The organism is Micromonospora sp. NBC_01699 (assembly GCF_036250065.1).
In the GTDB taxonomy this organism is placed as follows: Bacteria; Actinomycetota; Actinomycetes; order Mycobacteriales; family Micromonosporaceae; genus Micromonospora_G.
Window position 1 is genome coordinate 2,912,223 of record NZ_CP109199.1, and the last position, 26,496, is coordinate 2,938,718.

The 26,496-nt window shown below is 68.6% G+C and carries 14 protein-coding genes; 7 read left to right on the forward strand and 7 right to left on the reverse strand.

The features are described 5' to 3' along the window. Positions 1–309: 309 nt before the first annotated feature. The 3 genes from OG792_RS13090 (at position 310) to OG792_RS13100 (ending at position 3,201) form a co-directional block, all read left to right on the forward strand. On the forward strand, positions 310–1,536 hold the full coding sequence (locus OG792_RS13090; RefSeq protein WP_329109739.1) for a helix-turn-helix domain-containing protein: 1,227 nt from the start codon (positions 310–312) through the stop codon (positions 1,534–1,536). Positions 1,537–1,547: 11 nt separating this feature from the next. Further along, positions 1,548–2,099, forward strand: coding sequence for a GNAT family N-acetyltransferase (locus OG792_RS13095; protein ID WP_329109740.1), 552 nt, complete (start codon positions 1,548–1,550; stop codon positions 2,097–2,099). Between the two features lie 268 nt (positions 2,100–2,367). Next, positions 2,368–3,201: a hypothetical protein gene (locus OG792_RS13100; protein ID WP_329109742.1), complete on the forward strand. Its 834-nt coding sequence runs from the start codon at positions 2,368–2,370 to the stop codon at positions 3,199–3,201. Positions 3,202–3,313: 112 nt separating this feature from the next. On the opposite strand, the gene OG792_RS13105 is transcribed toward OG792_RS13100, so the two are convergent. From OG792_RS13105 to OG792_RS13120, 4 genes are all read right to left on the reverse strand, one after another. Further along, a complete protein-coding gene (locus OG792_RS13105) occupies positions 3,314–5,047 on the reverse strand; it encodes a hypothetical protein (RefSeq protein WP_329109743.1) in 1,734 nt (577 codons plus the stop codon). Between the two features lie 38 nt (positions 5,048–5,085). Then, positions 5,086–5,703 carry a hypothetical protein gene (locus OG792_RS13110; protein WP_329109744.1) on the reverse strand — a complete coding sequence of 206 codons (618 nt, stop codon included), beginning with the start codon at positions 5,701–5,703 and terminating at the stop codon, positions 5,086–5,088. Continuing rightward, complete coding sequence (locus OG792_RS13115; protein ID WP_329109746.1) at positions 5,700–6,587, reverse strand: nucleotidyltransferase domain-containing protein; 888 nt, start codon at positions 6,585–6,587, stop codon at positions 5,700–5,702. The genes OG792_RS13110 and OG792_RS13115 overlap by 4 nt, the downstream gene beginning before the upstream one ends. 354 nt (positions 6,588–6,941) lie before the next feature. Continuing rightward, positions 6,942–10,283 carry a glycosyl hydrolase family 95 catalytic domain-containing protein gene (locus OG792_RS13120; RefSeq protein ID WP_329109747.1) on the reverse strand — a complete coding sequence of 1,114 codons (3,342 nt, stop codon included), beginning with the start codon at positions 10,281–10,283 and terminating at the stop codon, positions 6,942–6,944. Between the two features lie 271 nt (positions 10,284–10,554). On the opposite strand from OG792_RS13120, the gene OG792_RS13125 reads away from it, so the two are divergent. From OG792_RS13125 to OG792_RS13140, 4 genes are all read left to right on the forward strand, one after another. Next, positions 10,555–11,478, forward strand: a complete 924-nt coding sequence (locus tag OG792_RS13125) for an aminoglycoside phosphotransferase family protein (RefSeq protein WP_329109749.1) — start codon at positions 10,555–10,557, stop codon at positions 11,476–11,478. A gap of 296 nt (positions 11,479–11,774) precedes the next feature. After that, positions 11,775–13,187: an acyl-CoA synthetase gene (locus tag OG792_RS13130; RefSeq protein WP_329111242.1), complete on the forward strand. Its 1,413-nt coding sequence runs from the start codon at positions 11,775–11,777 to the stop codon at positions 13,185–13,187. Between the two features lie 128 nt (positions 13,188–13,315). Beyond that, positions 13,316–14,239, forward strand: a complete 924-nt coding sequence (locus tag OG792_RS13135; protein WP_329109750.1) for a hypothetical protein — start codon at positions 13,316–13,318, stop codon at positions 14,237–14,239. A 10-nt stretch (positions 14,240–14,249) separates the two neighbouring features. Beyond that, positions 14,250–14,987 (forward strand): VOC family protein, encoded by a 738-nt coding sequence (locus tag OG792_RS13140; protein WP_329109751.1) that lies wholly within the window; start codon positions 14,250–14,252, stop codon positions 14,985–14,987. A gap of 171 nt (positions 14,988–15,158) precedes the next feature. On the opposite strand, the gene OG792_RS13145 is transcribed toward OG792_RS13140, so the two are convergent. From OG792_RS13145 to OG792_RS13155, 3 genes are read right to left on the reverse strand one after another with little or no spacing between them, the layout of a single operon-like run. Further along, positions 15,159–19,736, reverse strand: coding sequence for a non-ribosomal peptide synthetase family protein (locus OG792_RS13145; RefSeq protein WP_442932468.1), 4,578 nt, complete (start codon positions 19,734–19,736; stop codon positions 15,159–15,161). 26 nt (positions 19,737–19,762) lie between these two features. Continuing rightward, positions 19,763–23,233, reverse strand: a complete 3,471-nt coding sequence (locus OG792_RS13150; protein ID WP_329109755.1) for an amino acid adenylation domain-containing protein — start codon at positions 23,231–23,233, stop codon at positions 19,763–19,765. A gap of 33 nt (positions 23,234–23,266) precedes the next feature. Next, positions 23,267–26,482 carry a non-ribosomal peptide synthetase gene (locus OG792_RS13155; RefSeq protein WP_329109756.1) on the reverse strand — a complete coding sequence of 1,072 codons (3,216 nt, stop codon included), beginning with the start codon at positions 26,480–26,482 and terminating at the stop codon, positions 23,267–23,269. Positions 26,483–26,496 lie beyond the last annotated feature (14 nt).

Genomic DNA, 26,496 nt, shown 5'->3' on the forward strand with positions numbered 1-26,496 from the left:
GCGTCGCAGGACCGATCCCATCCTCGGTCGGCTCGTACGGATCGCTGAACCACTTCCACCTGCCCATCAGCCTCGGTCCGATCTTGTTCGGCCATTTTGTGAAGACGTGACGGCTGAACTCGGATACCTGCCAGCCGCTACGTTCGATCGTCATGTGGGCCGCCACTTCGCAACGTGACGACGGCTTCGTATCCCGCTCGACATGCCGCGCGTGCGGGACGGTGCACACACAGCGTTACCGGTAGCCTGCGTAGGTAGAACCTGTGAGCAGTAGGCCCACGCGACAGCCCACAAACCCGGAAGTGAATCTTGAGCGGATTCGGCAGTGCCCTGCGGCGGCTCCGGAATGAGCGCGGTCTCTCGCTCCGTGGCTTGTCCATGCTGGTCAACTACGACTTCGGGTACCTGGGCCAGCTTGAGCGAGGTGAGCGTTCACCGACGTCCAAGGTCGCCAACGCCTGCGACAAGGCACTTGATGCCAACGGCATCCTTATAGACGAGTACGAGCGAGCGGCGTTAGATGACGGCATGCAACGCCGCACGGTTCTCCGGGCGCTCAGCGCCCTCGCAGTTGGGACAGGCCCGCCTCTCGTCGGCTTGGAGGCGCTTCGCCAGGGGCTCGGTCATGCGGTCGATGGCGAGGACCACGACGAGTGGCAGCAGATCGCGCTCGACTATGGCCGTGCCTACTACCTCACGCCACCCGACGTGCTGATGGAGCAGGTCACCGCCGATCTCGCTGTGCTGCAAGCGGTCATGGCCGAGAGCAGCAGTCGGCAGAAGACCGGCCTATTACGAGCTGCCGCCCAGCTCTCGGTGATCGTCGCGATGACCTTGACCGCGACCGGCCGACTGCACATGGCTCGACGTTGGTGGTCAACGGCCCGGCGAGCCGCCGACGAGTCGCGCTGTGTGGACACGCAGGTGTTGGCGCGGGCCTGGGACGTGACAAACGGCTGCTACGACGGACGTCCACTGTCCCAAGTAATCGAACGCTCGGACGAGGCCATTGCGCTCGCCGGCAACCGAGCATCGGCAGGATCGGCCGGACTGTACGCCGGACGTGCACAGGCACTCGCCTTAGCTGGTCGTCACGACGAAGCCCTGACGGCAGTACGTCAGGTCGCGGAGATCACGGCGAGGCTCCCTTCAGAGATCACCAACGACGCTGCGTCGCTTTGGGCCTGGCCCGAACACCGGCTCCGCCACACGGAGTCGTACGTCGCCACCCACACCGGCAACCTTGCCGACGCCGATGCAGCGCAGGACCGCGCGCTCGTCCTCTACCCGGAATGCCAAGCCCGACTCAGGACACAGGTCTCCCTGCACCGAGCATCGTGCTTGATTCAAAAGGGGCATGTCGGGGAGGGCCTTCGCTTCGCCGCCGACCTGCTGGATGAGCTACCCGTGGAGCAACACAACAAGCTGCTGTACGAGGTGGCTCGACATGTAATGGCAGTCGTACCGACGGCTGAACGTCGACGTATCGAACTCGGCGACCTGGCAGCCCGACTGCCGATCACCTCTATCGCCTGAGGGGGTTGCCGATGTCCATCTCCTACAAACGGCTCACCGGCTCATCATCAGCCCCTTGGGTTGCCCGGCTGGTCGACCTGTACGCCGTCGTATATGCCGAGGCTCCGTATGAGGAAGGGCCCGAGGAGGTAGAGGGCTTCCGGGTCAAGCTTCCAGAGGACATGTTCCGCCCCGGCTTCGAGTTGGTAATCGCGACCGATGACGATGCCCTGCTTGGATTTGCATATGGATGGACGATGCCGGCGGGTACGTGGTGGTCCAAGGCCGACCGCGAGCCGCCGCCTGTCCTAAAGGCCGCTGACAAGCTTGCGATCATGGAGTGGATCGTTCAGCCAGATAGACGGGGTCAGGGGATTGGCGCGCAGTTGATCCGTTGGCTGATCGACGGACGATCAGAGCCATGGGCAACCTTGGCATCTGACTCGCGCTCGGCTGCCCGAGCCATATATGAGCGTGCGGGCTGGAGCGGTGTCGGTAAGGCTGTGCTTTCGTGGGGCCCGACCATGGATCTATTGGTGCTTCCGCTATCCTCGATCGAGCGCAAATCAATCGCGCATCGATGACCGCCTTTCAAATTGAGTCTCCGTAGAGGTGGCGAAAGCTCGGGCGTGACTTTTTGTACTTGAACAACTACTTGCGATGAAGCGTTCAATGATTGGATGTCATTCAGAGATGGCCCGACCTCCGCTGAGGCTATTTGAATGACGATCGCATTGACTTGATAAGTCGTTACGTAGTAGACATATTCCGAAGTTTGGGGCGAATCCGTCCGTTTCAAGAGATAATTTATGTCGATGCAACATCTTGATTCATCCACCTACAATCGGTCAGGTGGAAGCTTTTACGGAAATCATCGACTGGTTCAACGCGGGACGGACCTCGGTAGTGATCTCGATGGCTGCCCTGGCTGGGGTTGTCTACTCGGCGCAGTCAGCCCGAGCGGCCAAGGCGCAGACAGTCTCATCAGACAAGGCGGCGGTTGCCGCGCAAGAGCAGGCAGAGATGGCGCGGCAACAGGCTCAGATGGCGCATGAGCAGGTGGATCTAGGACGCCGACAAATCGATCTATTGCTGCGGCAGATCGAACAAGCGGAGCGGATGGAAGCTGCGAATCGGCTCGCGCGCCGCGAAGCTCTGGAACCGGTAGTCATTGTGGATATCGCACCAGGCGCGAACGATCCTGGCGTCTTCGTCTTGACGATTGCTAATATCGGTTCCACGATTGCTAGGAACGTTCAGATAAAGGCGCCTGAGGAGATGCTCCGCTCGGACGGCACGAAGATGCACGAGTGGACCGTGTTCACTGAAGGTATTCAGACGATGCCTCCCGGACATAGGATGCAGTTCTTCTTTGACGTCAGTTTCCAGCCGTTCAAAGGCAACTCTCCACTGAAATGCGAGTTCGTGGTGGACTGCGAGGGTCCGTTCGGTCCAGTGCAGCAAGCTACCTACGTGGTTGACTTGACTCCTTACAAGGGCGCTTGGGCGGCGCCGACGACTCTCTATTCTGTGGTGAGGCAACTGGAGAACGTAACCGATGCAATAAAAGCGACAGGAAAGATCATAGAACGGGAGCGGACTGCCGAACCGAAGTTGCTTGAGCGGTCGCTGGTCGAAACGAGCCAGGTAGACGACGAATACGCGACGTGGAAGGCGGCAGACTGAGAGCTTCTGGCAACCCTCGATGTGTGTCTACAGATTCGCGAGCAGGTGGCGAAGCGGTCACTTGGCAGAGCTATGTGGCTTATACTAAATTCTCTACTGCTCCGCGTCGGCGTTAAGACAAAAACCGATCTTCATCCATGCGAGGGTCTGGATCGAATCTTTGCCGCAAAGCATCGCGAATCGCGGAATCGGTTAGAGTTTGGTCTAGTCGATCGAGCGCCTCATTTAGGTCCGTACATTGGCGCTGTGAAAGATAAAACTGGTGATCGCGGAGTGCTTGCAGCACGAATCCAAGGTCATTTAGGTCTGGCGTGGATACATCGGCGTTCCGAATCAGGCGAGCGACCAGGTGTTTTATGAGGGCTTGTTCAACTTTACGTGGATATGGGGGGAGTATATCGATGGCGCCATCGGTGCTGTACACCACCACGACTGCATTGGGGATATTTTTTTCCGTCCCCTTGCTGGTTCTTAAGTATCGAATCGGATTGTTGTATCGGCTGCCTCGACCTGGGTCTCCCGTGCCTGACGCTAGGCCATCGAGGATGACACCAATGGCATGGCATCGGCCCTGAGGGTCAACTAATACGCCGCCATCCATATCGGTGAGTTGCGCCATCATCTCGTCACTAATCTCAGTCGGTTGAACTGCCCAGGCTTGGGGAGCAAGGCGACGCGACTCCTCTGCGGCGTCGGCTGAAATGATAAGCATGGCGCCGTGACGGTTTTGACGGGCCGCCCGGGCCAGCCTTAGTAGGGTTTCGACGTTGGCCTCCGGAAATAGCCAGGAAACTCTCGCCGCAATGCCTGCAATGTTGGCGTCCACATCATCTGGCAGTTGGCTTATCCCATCTTTGACTTGTAGCACAGTCCTTTCGCCTTGCCGAAGCCGCCAAGAGTTACGGCCCGTAAAATCTATGCTCGCTAGCTCCGTGTCTGAATTTTCTGTAAAGTCATCTATTTCGCCGATGCCGTATATGGCCGATTGATACAGGAGAAGGCTGGTCTTCTCGGTTGCTACCTCCATCAACTTTCGGACCGCGTGAAGTCTGTCGATGGGAACTGGCGATTGGAGGTGCAGGTTGACCCTAATGCTCGTGGAATCTGGTGCTGCAACGATGATGGCTCCTCGGCCTACTCTCCCCTCGTAAGGAAGCGCCGAGAGGCTGCTAAGTAGCAAATCGCTATCGCGCGTTCCGTGTAGGCCGGTTGGATCGAGTGCTTCCGCAACAATAGTGGCGGTCGCTGCACGGACTAGCTCGAATCTCTGGCTTCGCAGGGAGGACATGCCGTAGCCGTTAGGATCGCTAGCCAGATGGAGCCATGATCGACGGAGAATTTCGTCAATAACTTGGGAGACTAAAGAAGAAGTGGCCACCGTGCCGTCGCTCTTAGTGCGCCTCAGTTGTGGCGCCAGACCTATGGCTACTGAAGTCGTGGCGAGGGTGGCGTAGACGGAAAAATCTCCTACTGTTGCCGACTTTGGTGCCAGAAAATAGCGCCAGGATCTATTGCTGTTCGAGGAATTCAAGTAGCGTTGCAGGGCAATGCTGTGCCGGTAGTCTGGCCGTTCATTGTGCGGTCCATCGCCCCTGCCCTTAAGTATCGATTCAATTGCCGGGATGTCGATATCTCTGAATGCTCGCTCTACGTTCTGTGAAGCTGTGTTGTTCTGTCGCTGCAAGATGACTGTCGCGTCGTCCCCTGAATGACGTAAGCCGATAAGTGCTCCCTCTACTTCGCCGCGAAATCCGATCGCCTCCAAAGTGCCCTTGGTGGCGGCCTCTAGATGTGTTCTGAATTGCCAATCCAGGTCCCAAATTACCATCGTTTCCCATCGATTCATCAGGTGGAGTAGTCGGTGGTGGCGCTGGTTGATCGGCGCTACCGGAAGTACTCGGCAGCCTCTGCAAAATCGTCGGCCAGACGTCTGTCTTGCTGCGTGAACTCAAGCTCGCCCTTGCTGTCGCGATCGGTCCAGTACCGGCCCCTGAGCCGCCGTACAGGTTGTCCGGACACGTCGAGAACTGCGGATCCGTGATGCATCCTGCTGCGATGCTCGATACGCATGTCAGGTTTATTGAAGTACAGATAAGTCAGAACGATTGAGCCGTCGATTTCGAATACATTTGCGAGTACGGACGTCGACCTTGATTCATTGGTGAGGAGTTTGACGGTAACGAGGGTCGCGGTCTGTTGGATGACCAGGTATACGGTTTTGGGAGCCGGTGACTTTCGGGTAGTGGGATCAATCCACAAAGAAGTAAGCGTCCCCTGCCAGGTGCCGCGGGCGCAACGAGGGACTCCTGGTATGCGTTGGATCAGAGGCAGTCGCCAGAGCCAGATGTCCCAAAGTGTAAGCACGAGCGTTGCGATGAGTACGGCGGCGGAGAAGAATCGCAACCAGCCGAGGTTGAACTCACGGTTCGTGAGCCAAGTGCCGGCCACGAAGACAAAGACCGCGACTGACGTGACAACGCGGATGGTGAGCGTGCGTCTCATGAGTGGAAACCCAAGTAATTCCAGGCCGCCTTAGCAAAGTCACGTCCATCGGCGCGGTTCCAGGACTGCTGGCTGTCGAATAGATACTTGCATTCGTTGACCTCCCTCCAGCGTTCGCGTTCTACGCTTGGTTCTCCGCCTTGGAGGCCACCCCAGATGTGGGCGATGATTCCTCGAACCGTCTCAGTCCAGGTTGACCTAAGAAAGATCTCGTCGGGGCAGCTATAAACTAAGCATTCGATAAAGAACGACGGCACCTCCCGATGGGTGCCCACAATAACCATCGCATTCTCGACCCGCTTCATGATGCGCACAGTCTTTTTGTAGTACTGTCTGGTGAGGTTGTTCTTGTCTTTTCCGTTCTGCAACTGTTGAGTCGGGTAGTTGATGAGGCTGCTATTGTCCTTTTTGAAAACCTTGGTGCCCTCCCGGCGCCCACCGCTTGTGAAGTAATAGTGGTAGTCGAAGCAAGGGACAACATCCGCCTCTACTCGAGCGCTGCCGGAGTTGATACGGAACGCGGTCGAGCCGGAGGAGTCGACCTGACCAGGGAACTTGGTCCGCAGCGCGGCGCCCAACTCCGACCGGAATTTTGCGGGTGTCCAGATCCCTGCATACGGCGATGCGGGTGGGTTGGCGCCTGAGCTTTCCGTCTCCCAGTAGATGAGATTGCTGCACTGCACCGCAATGTCTACGTCGCTGTCAGCCTTGACGTTCGTGTTGTTCGCATATGACCCCTTTGCGTAGACCTTGAGATCGCAGCCGTTGAACGCCGCGTGCTCCTTGATGGCCGCACGGATCATTCTCTCCGTGCGGTCCTGCTTGTCCTGTTCCGTCACGCTGGACGGAAGCGTCCAACCGCTCAGCTTGTCCTCTATATCCACCCGTTAACTCCAATCAACCGATCGTGACCGCCCGATAGCTTCCAACCTTTGAGTGGGCGGGACTACCTTAGTTGGCGCTGGCGACTTTTCGTGGAGTTGGACAGACACGTGCGTTCAGACTCGAACCTGGAAGAACGCCGCAGAGCCTCCTTCGTCACGAGGCTCTTGTCATCGCAGCCACAAGCATGCGCGGCCGTGGCTGCTTTGGAACGGTTCGTTGAATTGGCCGGACCGGCATGCTACTGCAACGTGCCCTGCTGAGGATCGCAGCGAATAGCTGAGGGCTCCTGCCGGCTCCCGGTACGGGAGTCGGCAGGAGCCCTGTGTGCGTACTGCTGGTGGTGCTGGTGGTGGTTAGCCGAAGGCGCGGGCTTGCCAGCCGACCACCTGGTCAGCGGGGAGTGCCGTCGGGAAGATGGCCACCCGGTCGAGTTCACCGGTGAGCCGCTGTCCGCCGTCCTGGTCTGCGGCGAACCGCAGCTCGCGGGTGGCGCAGCCGATGATGCCGCCGTCCGGCACCTTCGCCGTACCGGCCACCTGACCGTCGACGTAGACCGTGATGGCTCCGTCGTCGGCCATCGTGATGACCAGGTCGATGAACCGGCCGGTGGGCAGGGTCGCCGTGGTGGTCACGCCGTTGCCGGCGCCGATGAACCGGACCTGGTTGCTCGGCGTGAGGTCGATCAGGACCCCGTCGGTGCCGGGGTTGCCGCCGGGCTGGGAGTCGAACAGCCGGCGGTAGCTACCGGTTGTCGTCACCTTCACCTCGGCCGCGAACGTGGCCGTGTTCAGGTAGCCGAGCGTCGTCGGGGTCGTACGCAGGTAACGCTGGCCGTTGAGCGCCAGCGCGCTGCCGGTCGGGCCGGCGGCGACGTACCCGGCTCCGGTCTGGACCGTCGCGGTGCGCCCGTTGGGGGAGCGGTCCGCGATGGTGTCACCTGAGCTTGGGTCCCAGGCGACGAGCGGGCGGGTCTGGTTCGGCACGTCGCACGGCGGCGGGACGGGCAGGGCGATCGAGGTGCTGGCGGTGGCCCGCCAGTCATCGTTGATGAGTCGTGCCTCGATCCGGTTCGGACCCGCCTCGGCTTCCCTGGTCGGGGCGACCGTGAACGTGTAGACCTGCGAGTCTCCGGGGCGGAGCTTCGGCGTGGCGATCTGGCCGGGCCGTACGGTCCAGCCTTCCGGAACGGCGAGCTTGACCGTCGAGGCCGGCACTGTGGCCGTACCCGATGCCTTGACTGTGACGGTGACCGGCGCGGTCTGGCCGACCTCCAGGGTGGCCGGCGCCGCGATGTTGATGTCGACCTGGGCGGTGGCGACGTAGGTGTGGCCCTTGACGGCGTCGAAGGTGATCTTCTCGCCGCCGCCGGTGGTGGTGATCTTCCGGCCGCTGGCCGCGTCCACGAGGGTGTACGGGCCGGTGAACATCGAGTTGCGCAGGCTGACCTTGCCGGCGCGACCGGTGGTCACCTTGATCTCGTCGGCGGCACCGCCGGACCAGCGTACGTCCACGGTGTTGTCGCCCTGGGCCCGCAGGCCGGTGACGGAGCCGTTGGCCCACTTGCTCGGCAGGGCCGGCAGGACCTGGATCTCACCAGTTTGGCTCTGGAGCAGCATCTCGGCCATGCCGGAGGTGGCACCGAAGTTGCCGTCGATCTGGAACGGCGGGTGGGTGTCCCACAGGTTCGCCAGGGTGCTGCCCTTGAGCTGCTCGCTCAGCATCTTGTGCGAGTGGTCGCCGTCGAGCAGCCGGGCCCAGAAGTTGATTTTCCAGGCCTTGCTCCAGCCGGTGCCACCGTCGCCACGGGCGGTCAGCGAGACCTTGGCGGCCTCGGCGATCTCCGGGTTTTTGGTCGGCGAGATCTGCGAGCCCGGGTGCAGGGCGAACAGGTGCGACACGTGCCGGTGGGTGTCGGTCGGGCTGTCCAGGTCGAGCTTCCACTCCTGGAGCTGGCCCCACGAGCCGACCCGGATGCCCGGGTCGAGGTTCGCCAGGGCGGCCTTGACCTCGTTGCGGAAGGTGCCGTCGCCGCCGAGGATGCCGGCCGCCTCGATCGTGTTGGTGAACAGCTCCCAGACGATCTGCTGCGACATCGACGCACCGGCAGTGAAGTCACCGTTTTCCGGCGAGTAGCTGGGGGAGACCACCAGCTTGCCGTCGCGCGGGTCGACGACCAGCTCGTCCATCCAGAACTGGGCCAGTTCCTTCATCATCGGGTAGGCCCGCTCACGGAGGAACTTGTCGTCCTTGGTGAACTGGTAGTGCTGGAAGTACGACTGGGCCAGCCAGGCGCCCGCCTCCGGGAACCAGAACGACTGCGGGTAGTTGTGCAGGCCGGTGAACCCCCACGGGTTGGTCTCGTTGTTGACCACCCAGCCCCGGTTGCCGTAGATCTGCTGGGCGGTGACCTTGCCCGGTGCCACCATCGAGTCGACGTAGTCGAACAGCGGGGCGGTGGTCTCGGAGAGGTTGGTGACCTCCGCCGGCCAGTAGTTCATCTGGAGGTTGATGTTGACGTGGTAGTCGGCGTCCCACGGCGGGTTGGTGGAGTTGTTCCACACGCCCTGGAGGTTCGCCGGCAGCGAGCCGCCCCGCGACGAGGCGACCAGCAGGTAGCGGCCGTACTGGAAGAAGAGGCTCTCCAGCGCGCGGTCGGCACCGGCGTTGCCCTTGTCGTAGTTGCGCAGCAGGTCGTCGGTCGGGATGTTCGGCATCACCTGGCCGAGGTCGAGGTTGACCCGGTCGAACAGGGCCTTGTAGTCGACCTGGTGCGCGGCGAGCAGCTCCGCGTACGACTTCGCCGCCGCGGTGTCGACCCGGCCGGTGACCGCCGCGTGTGGGTCGGTGCCCCGGTAGGTCGGGTAGACCCCGGCGTAGTCGGTGCCGGCGGCCAGCACCAGGGTGGCCGAGTTGGCGCCGGCCACGGTGACCGTGCCGTCGGTGCCGTCGGTCCGGGTGCCGCCGTCGTTGTTGACCTGGATCTGCGACTCGTACTTGAGCTTGTTGTCGTTGAGCGCCCCGGCGAAGGTGATCCGGCCGCCGGTGGCGGTGGTCGTCTTCGAGCGGTTGTTCGCCGCGGTCACGCCGGCGGTGAAGCCGACCTTGCCGGGCTGGTCGGCGCTGAGCTTGACCACCAGCACGTTGTCCGGGTTGCTGGCAAAGTACTCGCGGGTGTAGCGGACGCCCTCGTCGACGTAGCTGACCTTGGCGACGGCGGTGCCGATGTTCAGCTCGCGGCGGTATTCCTGGACCGTGCCCGGGTCCTCGGTCAGCCGCAGCGACAGGTCACCGAAGCTCTGGTAGGAGCCGAAGCTGCTCTTCGGCTGGCCGAGCCGGTTTGCCACCTCCTGCGGGGAGATGCGCCCGTTCTGGTTGATCAGGGCCTGGATGTCGGCGATCGCGTTCGGCCGGGGCGAGGTCCAGTTGCCGAAGTTGTAACCGGGCGCGCCCGGTCCGCCGGTCCACAGGGTCTTCTCGTTGAACTGCACGGTCTCGTTCGCGACCCGGCCGAACACCATGCCGCCGAGCGCGCCGTTACCGATCGGCAACGCCTGGGTCTCCCAGTCGGCGGCCGGTTCGTCGTACCAGAGGGTCAGCGGGTCGGCACCGGCCGCGAGCGGTGCGGTGTCCGGGGCCGCGAGCGGCGTCGGACCGGCAAAGGCGGGCACGGGTACGGCAACCGCCGCGGCAAGCACGCCAGCGAGCAGCGTACGGGGGAGAAGTCGTCTTCTTCGGGGGTGGTGGATCAACGGGGCCTCCGGAATCATCCGAGGTACGTGGTGGTGGTGTTGATGTTTTGGTGGATAAAAGCGGACTAATGGCAGTAAGGTGCCCGACAAGCATCGGATGTTTAATCGGCAGGTTACGGATTGAACATCGAGGAAACAAGACCCACCCCACCCTGATCGGTAAGGTCCACACTCGACGTCACTCCGGACACCCGCAACCACTGGCAGGATTCGCGGCATGTCCCGCGAAATGACCATCCCGCCCGTCTTCCACCGCAACGTCATTGAAGTGTGGGGTGACGACGGGCAGCGCTGGCTCACCGACCTGCCGTCACTGGTCACGACCGTCGCCCGCGACTGGGACCTCGACGTCGGCGACCCGTACGCGCTCAGTTTCAACTGGGTCGCCCCGGTCCGGCGCGGCGACGGGTCGAGTGCCGTTTTGAAGCTCGGGGTGCCGGGTTCCGACCACCTCTTCCACGAGGCGGCGGCACTCACCTGCTTCGCCGGCGAGGGTGCCGTACGCCTGCTCGACCGGGATGTCGAGCGGGGGGCGCTGCTGCTGGAACGGGCCGCGCCGGGGGAGCCGGCCGGTGTGCTCGTACCCGAGCGGGACGAGGAGGCGACGGCCGCGTTCGTCGCGCTGACCCGGCGGCTGCACCGGCCAGCGCCGGCCGACTGCCCGCTGCCCGAGCTGGCCAACCGGGGTGAGGCGTTCGCCGACCACCTGCGACGGTTCCCGGACGACCGGGTCCTGCCCCGGCACCTGGTGGAACGGGCCGGGCGACTCTTCGACGAGCTGTGCGCGACCGCCACCGAGCGGGTCGTCCTGCACGGCGACCTGCACCATGACAACATCCTGCGGGCCGACCGGGAACCGTGGCTGGCCATCGACCCGCACGGACTGGTCGGCGATCCGGGGTCCGAGGTCGGTCCGTGGCTCTACAACCCGGAGCCGCCCCGCCGCGACGACGAGCTGCTGGGACTCGTACCGGCCCGGATCGAACAGCTCGCCGACGGGCTGGCGCTACCGGTGGAACGGGTCGTGGCCTGGGGTTTTGTGCTGTGCGTGCTGTCCGAGGTCTGGGACGCCGAGGGCGGCGTCGCGTCCCCGGGTCGCGCCCTCGACGTCGCCCGGCAACTGCTGCCCCGCCTCCGGTAGTGCTTTGTCGCCTTCAACCGGGTGGGTTTCGTACGCCCTTTTTGGCGTACGTACATCGAAGAAGGTGTACGAGGCGAAGGCGTTGGTTTCCCCGGAGGCGCCCTGCCGCCGCCCGGTCGGCACCACCGGCAAGGGTCGGCGCGTCCGTTCCGGGCACCGTCGGACCGCCACCCCCCATTCTCGCGGCTACGCTCTTGTCAGTTGCCCATTCCACCCGGCTGCGGCCACGCACGGTCGGGGACGACCCGCCGACTGTGCGTACCACCGTCAGTCGAAGCGGCGAGGAGTTGCGGTCGGTGCTGCTGGACGCCCTGCTCACGGAAACATCCGACGACTCCGACGCGCTGGTGGTCGCCGGGCGCACGCTGTCCCGGCACGACCTGATCGGCTGGGCCACCGCGGTCGCCGACGACATCCACGGCGCCGCGACGGTAGCGGTGCACGCCACCCCGACCGTCGAAACCGTTGTCGGGGTCCTCGCCGGGCTGATCGGTGGCGTGCCGGTGGTGCCGCTGCCGCCGGACTCCGGCCCGGCCGAACTCGCCCACCTGCTCCGGGACTCGCGCGCCGACCTGGTCCTCACCGAGCGTCCCGACCTGCTCGACGCACTGTCCGACGGGACACCCCGTCCGGCGGTGCTGCCGATCGGCCGGAGCACCCGGTCGTCCACCCGCTACCCGGAGCCGTCGCCGGAGTCGACCGCGCTGGTGCTCTACACCAGCGGCACCACCGGCCCGCCGAAGGGCGCCCTGATCAGCCGGGCGGCCATCGCCGCCGACCTCGACGCGCTCGCCGACGCCTGGCAGTGGACCCCGGACGACACGCTCGTGCACGGGTTGCCGCTGTTTCACGTACACGGGTTGGTGCTCGGGGTGCTCGGGCCACTGCGGCTCGGCTCCCGGCTGGTCCACACCGGCCGACCCACCCCCGACGCGTACGCGGCAGCCGCCGGCAGCCTCTACTTCGGCGTACCGACGGTGTGGTCCCGGATCAGCGCCGACGAGACCGCCGCCCGAGCCCTGCGCCCGGCCCGACTGCTGGTCTCCGGCAGTGCCGCCCTGCCGGTGCCGGTCTTCCACCGGCTCGCCGCCCTCGCCGGCCAACCGCCGCTGGAGCGGTACGGGATGACCGAAACCCTGATCACGGTCAGTGGTCGGGCGGCCGGTGAGCGGCGCCCGGGTCAGGTCGGCCTGCCGGTGACCGGCGTACGGACCCGGCTGGTCGACGACAACGGCGCGATTCTCCCACCCGATGGCGAGTCGATCGGCGATCTCCAGGTGCGCGGACCCACCCTGTTCGACGGCTACCTGCGCAACGGGAAACCTGAGCCGCAGATCGCCGCGGACGGGTGGTTCGCCACCGGGGACGTCGCGGTGATCGGGCCGGACGGGTGGCACCGGATCGTCGGCCGGGCCTCCACCGACCTGATCAAGAGCGGCGGTTACCGGATCGGGGCCGGCGAGGTGGAGGATGCCCTGCTGGCGCACCCGGCCGTGGCCGAGGCCGCCGTCGTCGGCACCCCGCACGCCGACCTCGGCGAGCAGGTCACCGCGTACGTGGTCGCGGACGGGGTGGACGGGCAGCAGTTGATCGACTTCGTGGCCGGGCAGTTGTCCGTACACAAGCGTCCGCGTCAGGTGCACCTGGTGGACCAACTGCCGCGCAACGCCATGGGCAAGGTCGCCAAGTTGCTGCTCCGCGCCGACTGACCGAGCGGCGAGTGAGGGTGGCGAACCTGCCGCCGGCCGTACGGAAACGCGTTTCTAGCATGGTTACCGGCTGTCCACCCGATCCGTGGTGGACGGCGTCCGGGCTGCGACATTTGGGATCGACATTCATGGTGGACACCGGTATCGACGACGATCTGTGGCTGCGACCGATCTTCCCGCCGACCGAGTACGCGGCCCGGGTCGCCCGTGGGGAAGCGTTCGAGCGGGGCGGGGACGTGGTGCAGCCGGACTGGAAGCTCAGCCAGCTCACCCGCCGTCGTCCGCCGGGGGTCACCGCGCACCAGTGGAGTTCCGCGATCCGTACCCAGTTCGCGTTCGTCGTCGGTGACCAGCGCACCGTCGCGCCCACCTTCGCCGTCGACCTCAGCGCGACCGTCGGCCGTGGCCCGGACGTCGGTCGGGAGGACAGGATGACCAACGCCGTCTGCGCGGCGATCGGCCTGCGACTGCTGCGGATCGAGTCGCCGACGCTGCGCGGTGGCGGCACCGGACGCCGGATCCTCGACTACGTGCTCGACGCCCGTGCCTTCCGCGACGCCGGTGGCCCGGACGAGGTCGATCCGGCGGCGGACGGGCCGCAGACCTACCGGGACATCATCGGCCGCCTGCCCGACGGTCGCAGCGGGTACGTCAACGACCTCGGTGCCGTCGCCCGCTCGACGGCCGTCGACGCGTACGCGAGCCGGCAGGTGTTCGACCCGATCATCCGGAGCCTGCACGTGAGCTGGGCGGACGGTCCGGCCGAGGGCTGGGCGTGGCTACAGGTGCGCGCCGACGAGTTCTTCTTCGAACGGGTCCGGGTCTGGCAGCACGGCTTCTCCTGCGGCGTCGACCCGGGCAGGTTCGCCGAGGACCTGGCCGCGGCGGCGATCGGTGAGCAGCTCAAGCGGCTCGGCGGCGACGAACCCGTGCTGTACGCCCGCGACCGGCTCGGCCGGGACCTGACCGAGCTGCGGTTGCGCCAGCACGAGTTGGCCAACGACTTCGCCTTCGCGCACATCTCGTTCGAGCAGCCGGTCGACGGCGTTTAGGATCGCCGGTGTGGCACTGCGACCTGTTCAGGTGAACATAAAGGCTCTCGATCACCTCGCGGTCGGCCGGTTCTGGGCGGAGGCGCTCGGCTGGGAGGTGCACAGTGGCGCGACGACCTACGTTGGACCCGTCGGCGGCTTCGTCTGGCCGCACCCGGTCGCCGTCGGCATCGACGTCGTTCCTGTCCCGGAGCCCAAGACAACAACGAAGAACCGTACGCACCTCGATCTCGCCACCACCTCCGAAGCCCATCAGGCGGAGTTGGTCGCGCGCCTCCGGGCTCTCGGTGCGACGCCCGCCGACGTGGGCCAGGGCAACGTGCCGTGGACGGTCCTCGCCGACCCGGAGGGCAACGAGTTCTGCGTGCTGGAGCCTCGGGAGATCTACCGGGACACCGGGCCGATCGCCGCGGTGGTGGTCGACTGTGCGGATCCGCAGGTCATGGCCCGGTTCTGGGGTGCGGCGACGGACTGGACCCGGCACGAGGCGACCGACGATCTTGCGGTGTTGCGCTCCGCCAAGGGTGTCGGCCCGTACCTCGAATTCCTCCGTACGCCCGGCGTGAAGACCGTGCCGGACCGCGTCCACCTCGACCTGCTGCCGTACCCCGGTGACGACAAAGCGGCGGAGGTGGCCCGGCTGCGGACCCTCGGCGCCACCGACCTCGACCTCGGCCAGGGCAACGTCCCCTGGACCTGCCTGTCCGACCCCGAGTCCCACGAGTTCTGCCTCCTCACCCCACCCTGACCCCACCCCCCACCCCCCACCCCCCACCCCACCCCACCCCACCGCGACGATCTTGCAGTTGTGGTGGCTCACAAATCCGGACGAGTGTGCTAATCCGGGCGCCACAACTGCAAGATCGTCGAGGTGGGTGGGTGGGTGGGTGGGGCGGGGCGGGGTGGGGGGGTGGGGGAGTTAGGGGTTGGTTGGGTGGGGGGTGGTGGGGGGTGGGGTGGGTGGGGGGTTTAGGAAACCGGTGCGGGTGAGGAAGTCGATGTATCGCCGGAGCAGTGTGGCGTCGGCGGGTGGACAGTGGATCCCGGCCGACGCTACGGCCTGCTCGGTGGCGGTGCAGTCGAACGTGGGGTGTTCGCGGGGATTCATCGTCGGGGGCAGTCCGGCTAGGAACGGACCGAGCGCGATCTCGGCCGACCGCTGTGTCGCCTCGACCACCTCGGCGTACCAGCGCTCGTACGGTAGCGACCGGACCGGGTAACCCCGCTCGCGCAGGACCTCGACGATCGTGTCGTACCCGATGGTTCTCGGGTTGTAGAAGTGGAAGGCGCGGCCGGCGGTGTCGGCGCGGCGGGAGAGGTGCCCGATGGCGGCGGCGACGTAGTCGACCGGCGCCAGATCCTCCGCGAAGTCGAGCGCCGGTACGCCCCCCACCTGCACGAACGTCTTCAGCAGGCGGCTGAAGTAGTCGTCGGTGTTGCCGGCACCGGTGCCGCCGTGGCCGGTGACCCGCGCCGGTCGGTGGATCGACACCGGCAGACCCCGGTCCCGAGCGGCCCGGACCAGTCGGTCCGCCACCCACTTGCTCTCGTTGTAGCCGCCCCACAACCCGTCCGGCCGGTCCGGCAAATCGGTCTCGGTGACCGTCCGCGAGCCGTCGACCGGACCGAGATAGACGCCGAGGGTGGAAACATGCTGTACGGCGCTGACCCGGCCCACCCCGGCCAGCCGCAGCACCTCGATGGTCCCGTCCACGTTCGCCGGCTTCAACCGCCGGTACGGATGCACGAAGTGCACCGCCCCACCGTTGTGGTAGATCACGTCGAGCCGTTCGCCGAGCGCGGCGAACTCCGGCGCGGACAGTCCCAGCCGCGGCCGCCCCAGATCCCCGAGTACGGGCACGATCCGGGCCGCGTACTCGGGTCGCCACAGCCCGTACCGGCGCAGGTTGTGTTCCACCCGGACCACGGCCGCGCCGACCGAACCGGCTCGGACCAGGCAGTGCACCTCGGCGGTGGTGTGCCGGAGCACGTCGTCCAGGAGGAAGGCGCCGAGGAACCCGGTCGCCCCGGTGAGCAGCACCTGCTCCGGCCGGGCCGGGTCACGGCCGGCAGGCGGCGATCCGAGGTCGGCGCAGACGTCGTCCGGCAGCACGGCCTCGGCCCACAGGTCGGTGTCTACCCTGGTCAGGGCTGCCGCCGGGGCCGTACCGGGAGCAGTCGCGTCGAGACCGGGAGCAGCCGTGTTGAGACCGGGAGTAGCCCTGTCGAGGACGGCGGCGAAGGTGTGCAGGTGCGGGGCGTCGAAGATCGTCCGTAGCGGCAGGTTGACGCCGAACTCCCGGTTGATCCGGGCCAGCAGCGGGGCGGCGAGCAGCGAATGCCCGCCGAGGTCGAAGAAGCCGTCGCGGGCGCCGACCCGGTCCCGGCCCAGCGCCTCCGCCCAGATCGGTGCCAGCCGGGCCTGGGTCGGCGTACTCGCCGGCACGAACGGGCGCTGCGATTCGGGTTCCTCCGCCGGCAGGCGACGGTGGTCGATCTTGCCGTGCGCGGTCAGCGGCAACCGGTCCAGCGGCACGAACCCGGACGGCACCAGGTAGTCGGGCAACCGGCCCCGCAGGAACGCCCGCAGCTCGTCCGGGTCCGGCGAGCAGGCCGCCGCCGGTGGCGACGAACCGGCCGGCGCGGCAGCACCCGAGCGGGGCACCAGGTACGCGACCAGCCGCTGGTCACGGGCCACCACCACGGTCTCGCCGACCAGCGGATGCTGGCCCAGCACCGTCTCGATCTCGGCCGGCTCGATCCGGTAACCCCGGATCTTGAGTTGGCGGTCGACCCGACCGAGGAACTCCAGCTCGCCGTCGGCGCGTACCTTCGCGAGGTCGCCGGTGCGGTAGAGCCTCGCCCCCGGCGTGGTCGAGAACGGGTCCGGGACGAACACCCGCGCGGTCAACCCCGGTCGGTTCAGGTAGCCACGTGCCAGGCAGTCACCACCGAGGTACAGCTCGCCGGGGGTGCCGACCGGACGCGGCCGACCGGCCGGGTCCAGCACGTACGCCCGCACGTGCGGCAGCGGCCCGCCGATCGGCAGCGAGCCGTGTTCGTCGACAGCACTCACGGAGGCGGGAACGGTAGCGGCGGCGGCCCGGTGGACGGTGGCGCAGACGGTGGCCTCGGTCGGGCCGTAGTGGTTGTAGAAGGCGATCCGGCCGCCGGTGCGGCGGTTCCACTCGGCGAGCTTGTCGGCCGGTACCCGTTCCCCGCCGACCATCATCACCGTCAGCGGCAGGTCCGCCGGCAGCTCGTGGTCGGCGAGGTCGTCCACCCAGCGCTGCCAGAGCGCCGAGGGCGCGTCGACCGCGGTGATCCGCTGCTCGACGCAGAGGTCGAGCAGCGCCGGCCCGGTGAGCGCGGCCGGTTCCGGGTGGACGACCAGGGCCGCGCCGCTGATCAGCGCCGGGAACACGTCACCGACCGAGGCGTCGAAGGTCAGCGGCGGGATCATCAGGATCCGCTGCCCGGGACCGAAGCCGTGTCTGTCCCGGAAGGCGACCGCCAGCCGGGTGACGGTGTCGTGCGCGACCATCACGCCCTTCGGCCGCCCGGTCGAACCGGAGGTGTAGATGACGTACGCGAGCTGCTCCGGCCGCCGGTGCGGCGGGGCGGGGGAGTCGTCCGGGACGGTAGTGGTGTCGTCCACCCGGATCAGGGTGCCGGTGAAGCTGTCCGGGGCCGGTTCGGCGGTGAGCAGGATCGTGGTGCCGGCGTCGGCGAGCAGGTCGGCCAGCCGTTGCGGCGGGTGGGTCGGGTCGAGCGGCAGGTAGGCGCCACCGGCCCGGAGGATGCCGAGCAGTCCGGCGATCCCGGCCGGACCCGCCCGCAGCGCCAGCCCGACCGGCACGTCCGGCCCGACACCGGCCGACCGCAGCCGCCGGGCCAGCCGGTCGGCCCACCGGTCGAGCTCGGCGTAGGTGACCAGCTCACCGTCGCCGTACACGGCGGGGGCGTCCGGCGTACGGGCGGCCTGCGCGGCCACCAGATCGTCGACGAATCCCGGCTCGGCCGGCGGCGGAGGTGACGGGTGCAGGCCGCCGAGCAGCAGCCGTCGCTCCGAAGCGGTGAACAGATCCACCTCGGACAGTCGGCGGTCCGGGGTCGAGGTCAGCGCCAGCAGGGCCAGCTCGAACCGGTCGGCCAGCCGCTCGACCGTACGCCGGTCGAACAGCCCGGAATGGTAGTCGAGCTGGCCGGTGAGCCGGTCCCGGCCCGCGTCCAGCACCAGGGTCAGATCGAACCGCGCGGTCGGGTTGCCGAAGCCGGCCGGGCGCACCCGCAACCCGGACATCGCCGGAGCGTCGCCGTCGCCGCCCGCGTTGAGCGACTTGCCCGAACCGTTTGCCGCGAGGACGAACATCACCTGGAACAGCGGATGGTGACCGGTGCTGCGGTCCGGCGCCACGATCTCGGTGACCCGCTCCAGCGGCACCTCCCGGTGTCCCAGCCCGCCGACACACGTACGCCGGACCCGGTCCAGCGCCTCCCGCAGGGTCGGGTCACCGGACAGGTCGGTCCGCAGCGCCAGGGTGTTCACGAACATCCCGACCATCGTCTCCAGCTCCGGCAGCGACCGGTTCGCCGCCGGCACACCGACCACCAGGTCGGACTGGCCGCTCTGCCGGGCCAGCACGATGGTGAACCCGGCCAGCAGCACCGTGAACAGGGTGGAGTCGGTATCCCGGCGCACCCGTTCGACCGCCCCGGTCAACTCCGTCGACAGGGTGAACCGGAAACTGCCGGCGGCCGCGTCGACCGGTGCCGGGCGCGGTCGGTCGGTCGGCAGCTCCAGCAGCGCCGGAGCGCCGGTCAGGTGGTCGCGCCAGTAGTCCTCCTGGTCCCGCAGCACCGCCGGGTCCCGGTCGGCCAGCCAGCGTACGTAGTCGGCGAACTGGACCGGCAGCGGTGCCGGCGCCGGCTCGCGGCCGCCGACCAGCGCGTCGTAGCCGGCGGCCAGCTCGTCGGTGAGCAGCCCGAGGGAGACGTCGTCGCAGACGATGTGGTGGAAGACCAGCAGCAGCACATGATCGTCCGGGGCCAGCCGGACCAGGGTGGCCCGGACCAGCGGCGGCCGACCCAGGTCGAACGGCCGGGCCAGCTCGTGCCGGGCCAGCCGCCGCAGGCCCCGCTCCCGCGACCCCGCCGGCAGGCGGGCGAGGTCCACCACCGGCAGCGTCACCGCCAGGTCCGGCTCGTCGGCCGCCCGGACCACCTGCACCGCGCGCCCGTCGCGGTCCACGAACGCGGTACGCAGCGGCTCGTGCCGCCCGACCAGCCGGCGCAACGACCCGGTCAGCGCGGCCACGTCCGGTTTCCCGTCGAGCCGGTACGCGGTCGACATCAGGTACGCCGAGTCGCCCACCGCCAACCGGTCGAGGAACCAGATCCGCTGCTGTGCCGGCGACAGCGGCAGCTCCGGTCCCCGTGGGCCGGGGCGGATCGTCTGGCTCGCGGTGAGCGCGATGCCCCGCCGCGCCAGCAGCATCGCCAGTAGTTCGTCGGTCTGCCCGGTCACCCGGCAACACCCTCGTCCAGCAGCGACGCCACCGCCTCCGGCGACATCGCCTCGATCTCCGCGCGTACCTCGGCGACGGCGGTCACCTGACCGGGCACCGGTTCCAGCTCGATCAGCGCGGCGGCCAGCCCGGCGACGGTCGGCGCGTCGAACAGCACCCGCGTCGGCGCCGCCAGCTGGAAGTACGCCCGCAGCCGGGACAGCACCCGCTCGGCCAGCAGCGAGTGCCCGCCGAGGGCGAAGAAGTCGGTGTCCACCCCGATCGGTGCCACGTCCAGGACCTCTTCCCAGATCCGTACGATCGCCGCCTCGACCGGCCCACGGGCGGCCACGTACGGGGTGGAGTCGGTCGCGCCCCAGGTAGGCGCCGGCAGTGCCGAGCGGTCCAGTTTCCCGTTCGGGGTCAGCGGCAGCGCGTCGAGCAGCACCAGGGTCGCCGGGATCAGGTACGCCGGCAGCCGCAACGCCAACCGGGGCGCCAGCACTGTCCAGAGCCGCGCCGCGTCGGTCGCCTCCCTCGGCACCACGTACGCGACCAGCCGGGCGTCCCCGTCGGCGCCCTCGGTCCACGCGGCGACCGCCGCGTCGCGTACGTCCTCCTGCTCGCGCAGCACCGACTCGATCTCGCCCAGCTCGACCCGGAAGCCCCGGATCTTCACCTGCTGGTCGCCGCGCCCGAGGAACTCGATCCGGCCGTCGGGCAGGTGCCGGGCCAGGTCACCGGTGGCGTAGAGCCTGCCTCCGGGCACGGTGCCGAACGGGTCCGGGACGAACCGCTGCGCGGTCAGTGCCGGTCGACCCCGGTAGCCACGGGCCACGCCGGCGCCGCCGATGTGCAGCTCGCCGGTGACGCCGACCGGCACCGGCTGGCCCCAACCGTCGAGCAGGTGGATCCGGGTGTTCCCGATCGGCGGCCCGATCGTCACCGGTCCGGCCACCGTGGGTGACCGCGACGGGTCGACCACTCCGGCGGCGGACCAGACGGTGGTCTCGGTCGGGCCGTACACGTTCCAGAGGGTCCCGCCGGCCAGCCGGTCGGCCAGGTCGCGGGAGAACGCCTCGCCGCCGCAGAGCCGGTGCCGTACGGTCGCCGGCAGTTCGCCGGCCGCGAGCAGCATCCGCCAGGTCGCCGGGGTGCCCTGGAGCACGGTGGCGCCGCTGGCGTGGGCGCGGGCCAGCAGGGCCGACCCGTCGACCACCTCCGTGTTCGTGGCGATCACCACCCGCGCCCCGCTGACCAGCGGCAGCAGCAGTTCCAGCACCGAGATGTCGAACGAGAGGGTGGTGACGGCGAGCAGCCGGTCGGCCGGGGTGAGCGCGAGCGATTCACCGAACGCCAGCAGCAGGTTGCCGACCGCGCCGTGGCTGACCTCGACGCCCTTCGGTCGGCCGGTCGACCCCGACGTGAAGATCACGTACGCGAGCCGGTCCGGATCCGGGTCGGCGGTGGGCGGCTCGGTCGGCAGCGCGGCCAACTCGGCCCGGTCCCGGTCCAGGCAGACCAGTTCGGCGACGGTGTCGCACAGCTCGCCCATTCGTTCGCGTACCCCCTGGTCGGTCACCAGGACGCGGACATCTCCGTCGTCGACCATCATCCGTAGCCGGCCGGTCGGGAAGGCCGGGTCGAGCGGCACGTACGCGCCGCCGGCGCGCCAGACGCCGAGCACCGCGACCAGCAGGTCCGACGTACGGTCCAGGCAGATGCCGACCGGCGTCTCCGGCCCGACCCCGCCGGCCCGCAACCGAAACGCGAGCTGGTTCGCCCGGCGGTCGAGTTCCCGGTACGACAGCGTCCCGTCCTCCGCCGCCACCGCCACCGCGTCCGGATGACGGGCACAGGACCGGGCCCAGAGCGCCGGGAAGGTCGCCGAACCGGCCGGCAGCTCCCGGACCGGGCCCTGCCAGTCGACCAGCGCCCGCCGCCGGTCCGCCGGTGGCAGCAGCGCCAGGTCGCCGAGCCGCCGCCCCGGATCGGCCGCGATCCCGGTCAGCAGTTGGTGGAAGCCGGCGGCGAGGCGTTCCACGTCGGCGGCGTCGAAGACCTCGGTACGGTACGAGAACGTCGCCTCCAGCCCGCCGTCCGGCTGCGGAACCGCGACCAGGGTCAGGTCGAACAGCATGTCGTCGAGCTCGCTGTCCCACCAGCGCACGTCGAGACCGGGCCAATCCGGCCGCTCCCCCGCGGAGAAGTTGTGCAGAATCAGCGCGGCCTGGAAGAACGGGTGCCGTTGCGCGTCCCGGCGCGGCGCCAGCTCCTGCACCACCAGGTCGAACGGCACACTCTGGTACGCGAACCCGTCGATCACCGTACGGCGTACCCGCGCCACCGCCTCGGCAAAGGTCAACCCGGGGTCGAGCCGGGTACGCAACGCGAGCGGGTTGGCGAAGTAGCCGACCAGCGGCTCCAACTCGACGTGCGTACGGGCGGCGACCAGCGTACCGACGGTGACGTCGGGTTGACCGAGGTAGCGGGCCAGCAGCGCCTTGAGCCCGGTCAGCAGGGTGACGAACGGGGTGGTGCCCTTGGTCGCGCCGGCCGCCGTACGCAGCCCGTCGAGCAGTTCCGGTCCGATCGGCAGGCTGACCTTGCCGCCGGCCCCGTCGCCGGGTGACTCGCGTCGGCGGGCGATCGGCAGCTCGGGGTCGACCCTCGGCGCGGCGAGCTGCCGGCGCCAGAACTCCAGCCCGTCGGCGAGTTCGCCGTCGGTGAGCGAATCGTGCTGCCAGTGCGCGTAGTCGGCGTACTGGATGGGCAGCTCGGGCAGCGGCGGCCCGCCGGTCGCGGACGCGCCGGTCGCGGCCGTCCGCAGTCGCCAGGTGTAGAGCGCGGCCAGTTCGCGCAGCGCGTTGCCGATCGACCAGCCGTCGATGGCGATGTGGTGGCTGGTCATCATCAGCACGTGGTCGTCGTCGGCCAGCCGGTACACCGTCGCCCGCAGCACCGGCCCGGTGGCCAGGTCGAACGGCTCGGCGAAGGCCCGCCGGGCCAGCGACCGGGCGTGCGGCTCCCGGTCGGCGACCGGCAGGTCGCGCAGGTCCACCTCGGGCAGCGGCACCGGTTCCGGCGGCCGGACCAGCTGGCGCGGCGCCCCGTCGGCACCGAGGTAGACCGTGCGCAGGATCTCGTGCCGGGCGACCAGGTCGGTCAGCGCCAGGCGGAGCGCGGCGACGTCGAGTCGGCCGCCGAACCGCTGCGACATCGACACGTGGAAGGACGGGTCCGACGGGTCGAACTGGCTGGCCAACCACATCCGCTGCTGCCCGGACGAGCAGGTGAAAAGCTGCTCCGGGCCGGTCCGCGGCAGCCGGGCGATGACCGGCTCGGACACCGTCGCCAACCCGCGCTGGGCCAGCCGGCGGGCCAGCAGCGCCTGCCGCTGCGGCGACAACGCGCCCACACTCTCCAGGTTGGTACGCGACGCCGGTGCCGTCGGCGTGCCGGCGTCAGGGTCGGCGGTGGATGGCACGGTATTGCCTCCTCAGTGGACAGTGGAGATCCATCATGGTTGATCATTGGCGGCGGCGACCAGACCGGCGATGGTCGGCGTGTCGAAGAAGACGTGCAGCGGCAGGTCGATGCCGAGTTGCCGGCGCATCCGGGCGGCGATCTGGGTGACGGTCAACGAGTGCCCGCCGAGATCGAACAGGTCGTCGTCGGGGCCGATATCGTCGATCCGCAACACCTGCCGCCAGATCTCGTAGATCTCCCGCGCCACACCGCTGTATCCCGGCATCGCCGCCTCCCCGGCGTCGGCGTCGGTGTCGGTTTCGGCGGCCGGTTCGGGCAGGGCCCCGCGGTCGAGCTTGCCGTTGCCGGTCGTGGGCAGCCGGGGCAACTCCACGAAGAAGTTCGGCAGCAGGTACGCCGGCAGCGTCCCGGCCAGGTGCCGGCGCAGCAGCGTGGGCGTGGGCTCGGCGCCCCCGGCCCGCCGCACCACGTACGCGACCAGCACCGGCCCGGTGCCCTCCCGGTCGCGCAGCACCACGGCACAGTCGAGCACGTCCGGATGATCGCCCAGTCGCGCCTCGATCTCGCCCAGCTCGACCCGGTACCCCCGGATCTTGACCTGGTTGTCGATCCGGCCGAGGAACTCGACCTCCCCGTCGTGCCGGTAACGGGCCAGGTCCCCGGTCCGGTAGAGCCGCGACCCGGCCGGACCGTACGGGTCGGGCACGAACTGCGCGGCGGTCAGGGCGGGACGGTTCAGGTAGCCCCGGGCCAGTCCGACCCCGCCGAGGTGGATCTCGCCCGCGATGCCGACCGGGACCGGGTTGCGTCGGCCGTCGAGCAGGTACCGGCGGGTGTTCGCGATCGGCGCGCCGATGCCGACCGAGTCCACCACCGTGGGCAGCTCAGCGGCGGTGGACCAGACGGTCGCCTCGGTCGGGCCGTACAGGTTCCACAGCCGGGCGACCCGCCCGCGCAGCTCCCGCGCCAGGGCCGGTGGCAGCGGCTCGGCACCGCTGAGCCCGACCACGTCCGGCCCGTCGAATCCGGCGTCCAGCAGCAGCCGCCAGGTCGACGGCGTCGCGTGTACGTGGCTCACCCGGTGCTGCCGTACCAGCCGGTGCAGCTCGGCGCCGTCCCTGGTCTGCGCCTCGGTGGCGAGCACCACCCGACCGCCGGTGACCAGCGGCAGGAAGAGTTCCGGCTTGGACATGTCGAACGCGGCCGAGGCGAGCGCGAGCCAGCCGTGACCGGGCGCGGAGCCGAGCAGGTCGGACATCCCGAGCAGCAGGTTCGCCAGCGCCCGGTGCTCGATCTGCACGCCCTTCGGTCGACCGGTCGAGCCGGAGGTGTAGACCAGGTACGCCAGGTCGTCCGGCTGCGGCGGCGGGAACGAGACGCCGTCGGCCTCCCCGTCGTGGCGGCCGGCGGCGGGATCGCCGTCGGGGGCGGCGTCGAAACCGTCGGTGGGGGCCTCGGCGGTGAGTGGCGCGACGGTGGGGCAGCGGGGGGACAGGCCGGTGGTCGGCTGGTCGGTGATCAACACGGTCGGCGCCGCGTCGGCCAGGATCGTGTCCAGCCGGGCGGTCGGATGGTCCGGGTCCAGCGGCACGTACGCGGCACCGGCCCGGAGCACGCCGAGCAGGGCGACCGGCAACGCGGGCGAGCGCCGGACCAGCACCGCCACCCGGTCGCCGGGACGGACGCCGTACCCGCGCAGCCGTCCGGCGAGCCGGTCGACGGCCGCCCCCAGCTTCCCGTACGTCCAGGTCTGGTCGGTGCAGACGAGCGCGGGATCGGCCGGGGCGGCGGCCACCCGGGCGGCGAACAGCTCGGGCAGGCTCGGCGGCGGGACCCCCGGTGTGGCCGATGCCGGTGCTGGTGCTGAAAACTCGGTGGCGGGGTGGGCCCAGGTGGTCAGCAGGAGGTCGCGTTCCCGGGCGTCGAGCAGGTCGAGGTCGGCCAGCGGGGTGTCCGGAGCGGCCGTCGCGGCGGTGAGCAGGGTGGTGAAGTGGCCGGCGATCCGCTGCGCGTCGGCCCGGTCCAGGGTGTCCCGGCCGTAGTGCAGGCGCAGCGCGAGCTGTTCCGGGCTGTCCAGCAATTGCAGGTGCAGGGCGTTTCGGGCGGTGTGGTTGAACGCCAGCCACTCGACGTCGGCGGCGAGCCCGGCGAACGGCGGTCGGCTCGGGCGGCGCCGGTAGCTGATCGACACCGGCGCCAGGGCGATCCGGGGCCTGACCCCGGCGGTGGCACGGGCCAGCGGGACCGCCCGGAACGGGTACCGGTCCCGCAGCGCCGTCCGGGTGGTGGCGACCAGGTCACGGAACGTCTGGTCCGGTCGGGGCGCGGTGCCGACCGGCAACTCGTTGACGAACAGCCCGATGCACTCGCGGGTCGACGGGGTACGGGTGCCGAGGTCCACCGCGACCGTCGGCTCGGCGTTGCCGTACCGGTGCAGCAGTGCCTGCACCGCCGCGAGCAGCACCTCGAACCGGGTGGCGCCGAGCAGGTCGGCGGCGCCGGCCAGGGCCGCCCGCAGGCACGGGTCGAACAGGTGGTCCACGGTCGCGCCGGGCGCCGCCGCCGGCTGCTGGTGGCGCAGGCCGGGCAGCACCACCGGTGCCGGCTCACGCCAGTGCCGACCCCAGAACTCGCCGGCCGGGGCCTGCTCGGCGGTGAGCCGTGCCGGTTCGGCGGCGGCATGGTCGGCGTACGAGACGGGCAGCGCCGGCAGTTCCGGGGTACGCCCCTCGGCGAAGCTCCGGTACAGCTCACCCAGGTCGCGTACCAGGATGTCCTTGGATTCACCGTCGAAGACCAGGTGGTGGGCGACGACCAGCAGCAGGTGCCGGGTCGGGGACAGGCCGTACAGGGTGAACCGGGTCAGCGGCCCGTGCCGCAGGTCGAACGGCCGCAGCGTCTCCGCCCGGACCAGCCCCGCCAGGGTCTCCTCGTCCTCCTCCGCCGCGTCCGGGGCGGACTCCGGCGGGGGAAGCGTGGTCAGGGTGACCCGGGGGCCGATCGGCGCCGGGACGTTGAACAGCTCGCCGTCGTGCTCCTCGAACGCGCTGCCGAGCACCGGGTGCCGGGCCACCAGAGCCGCGCACGCGTCGACCAGGGCCAGCGGGTCGAGTACGCCGTCCAGCCGGATCGGCACCGGCATGTGGTACGCCGAACCGGCCGTACCCAGCCGCTCGGTGAACCACATCCCGTGCTGGGCGGTGGTGGCCGGGCGCCGGTCGCGCCGGGGGATCTGCACCGTGGTCACAACGCATGGGTCAA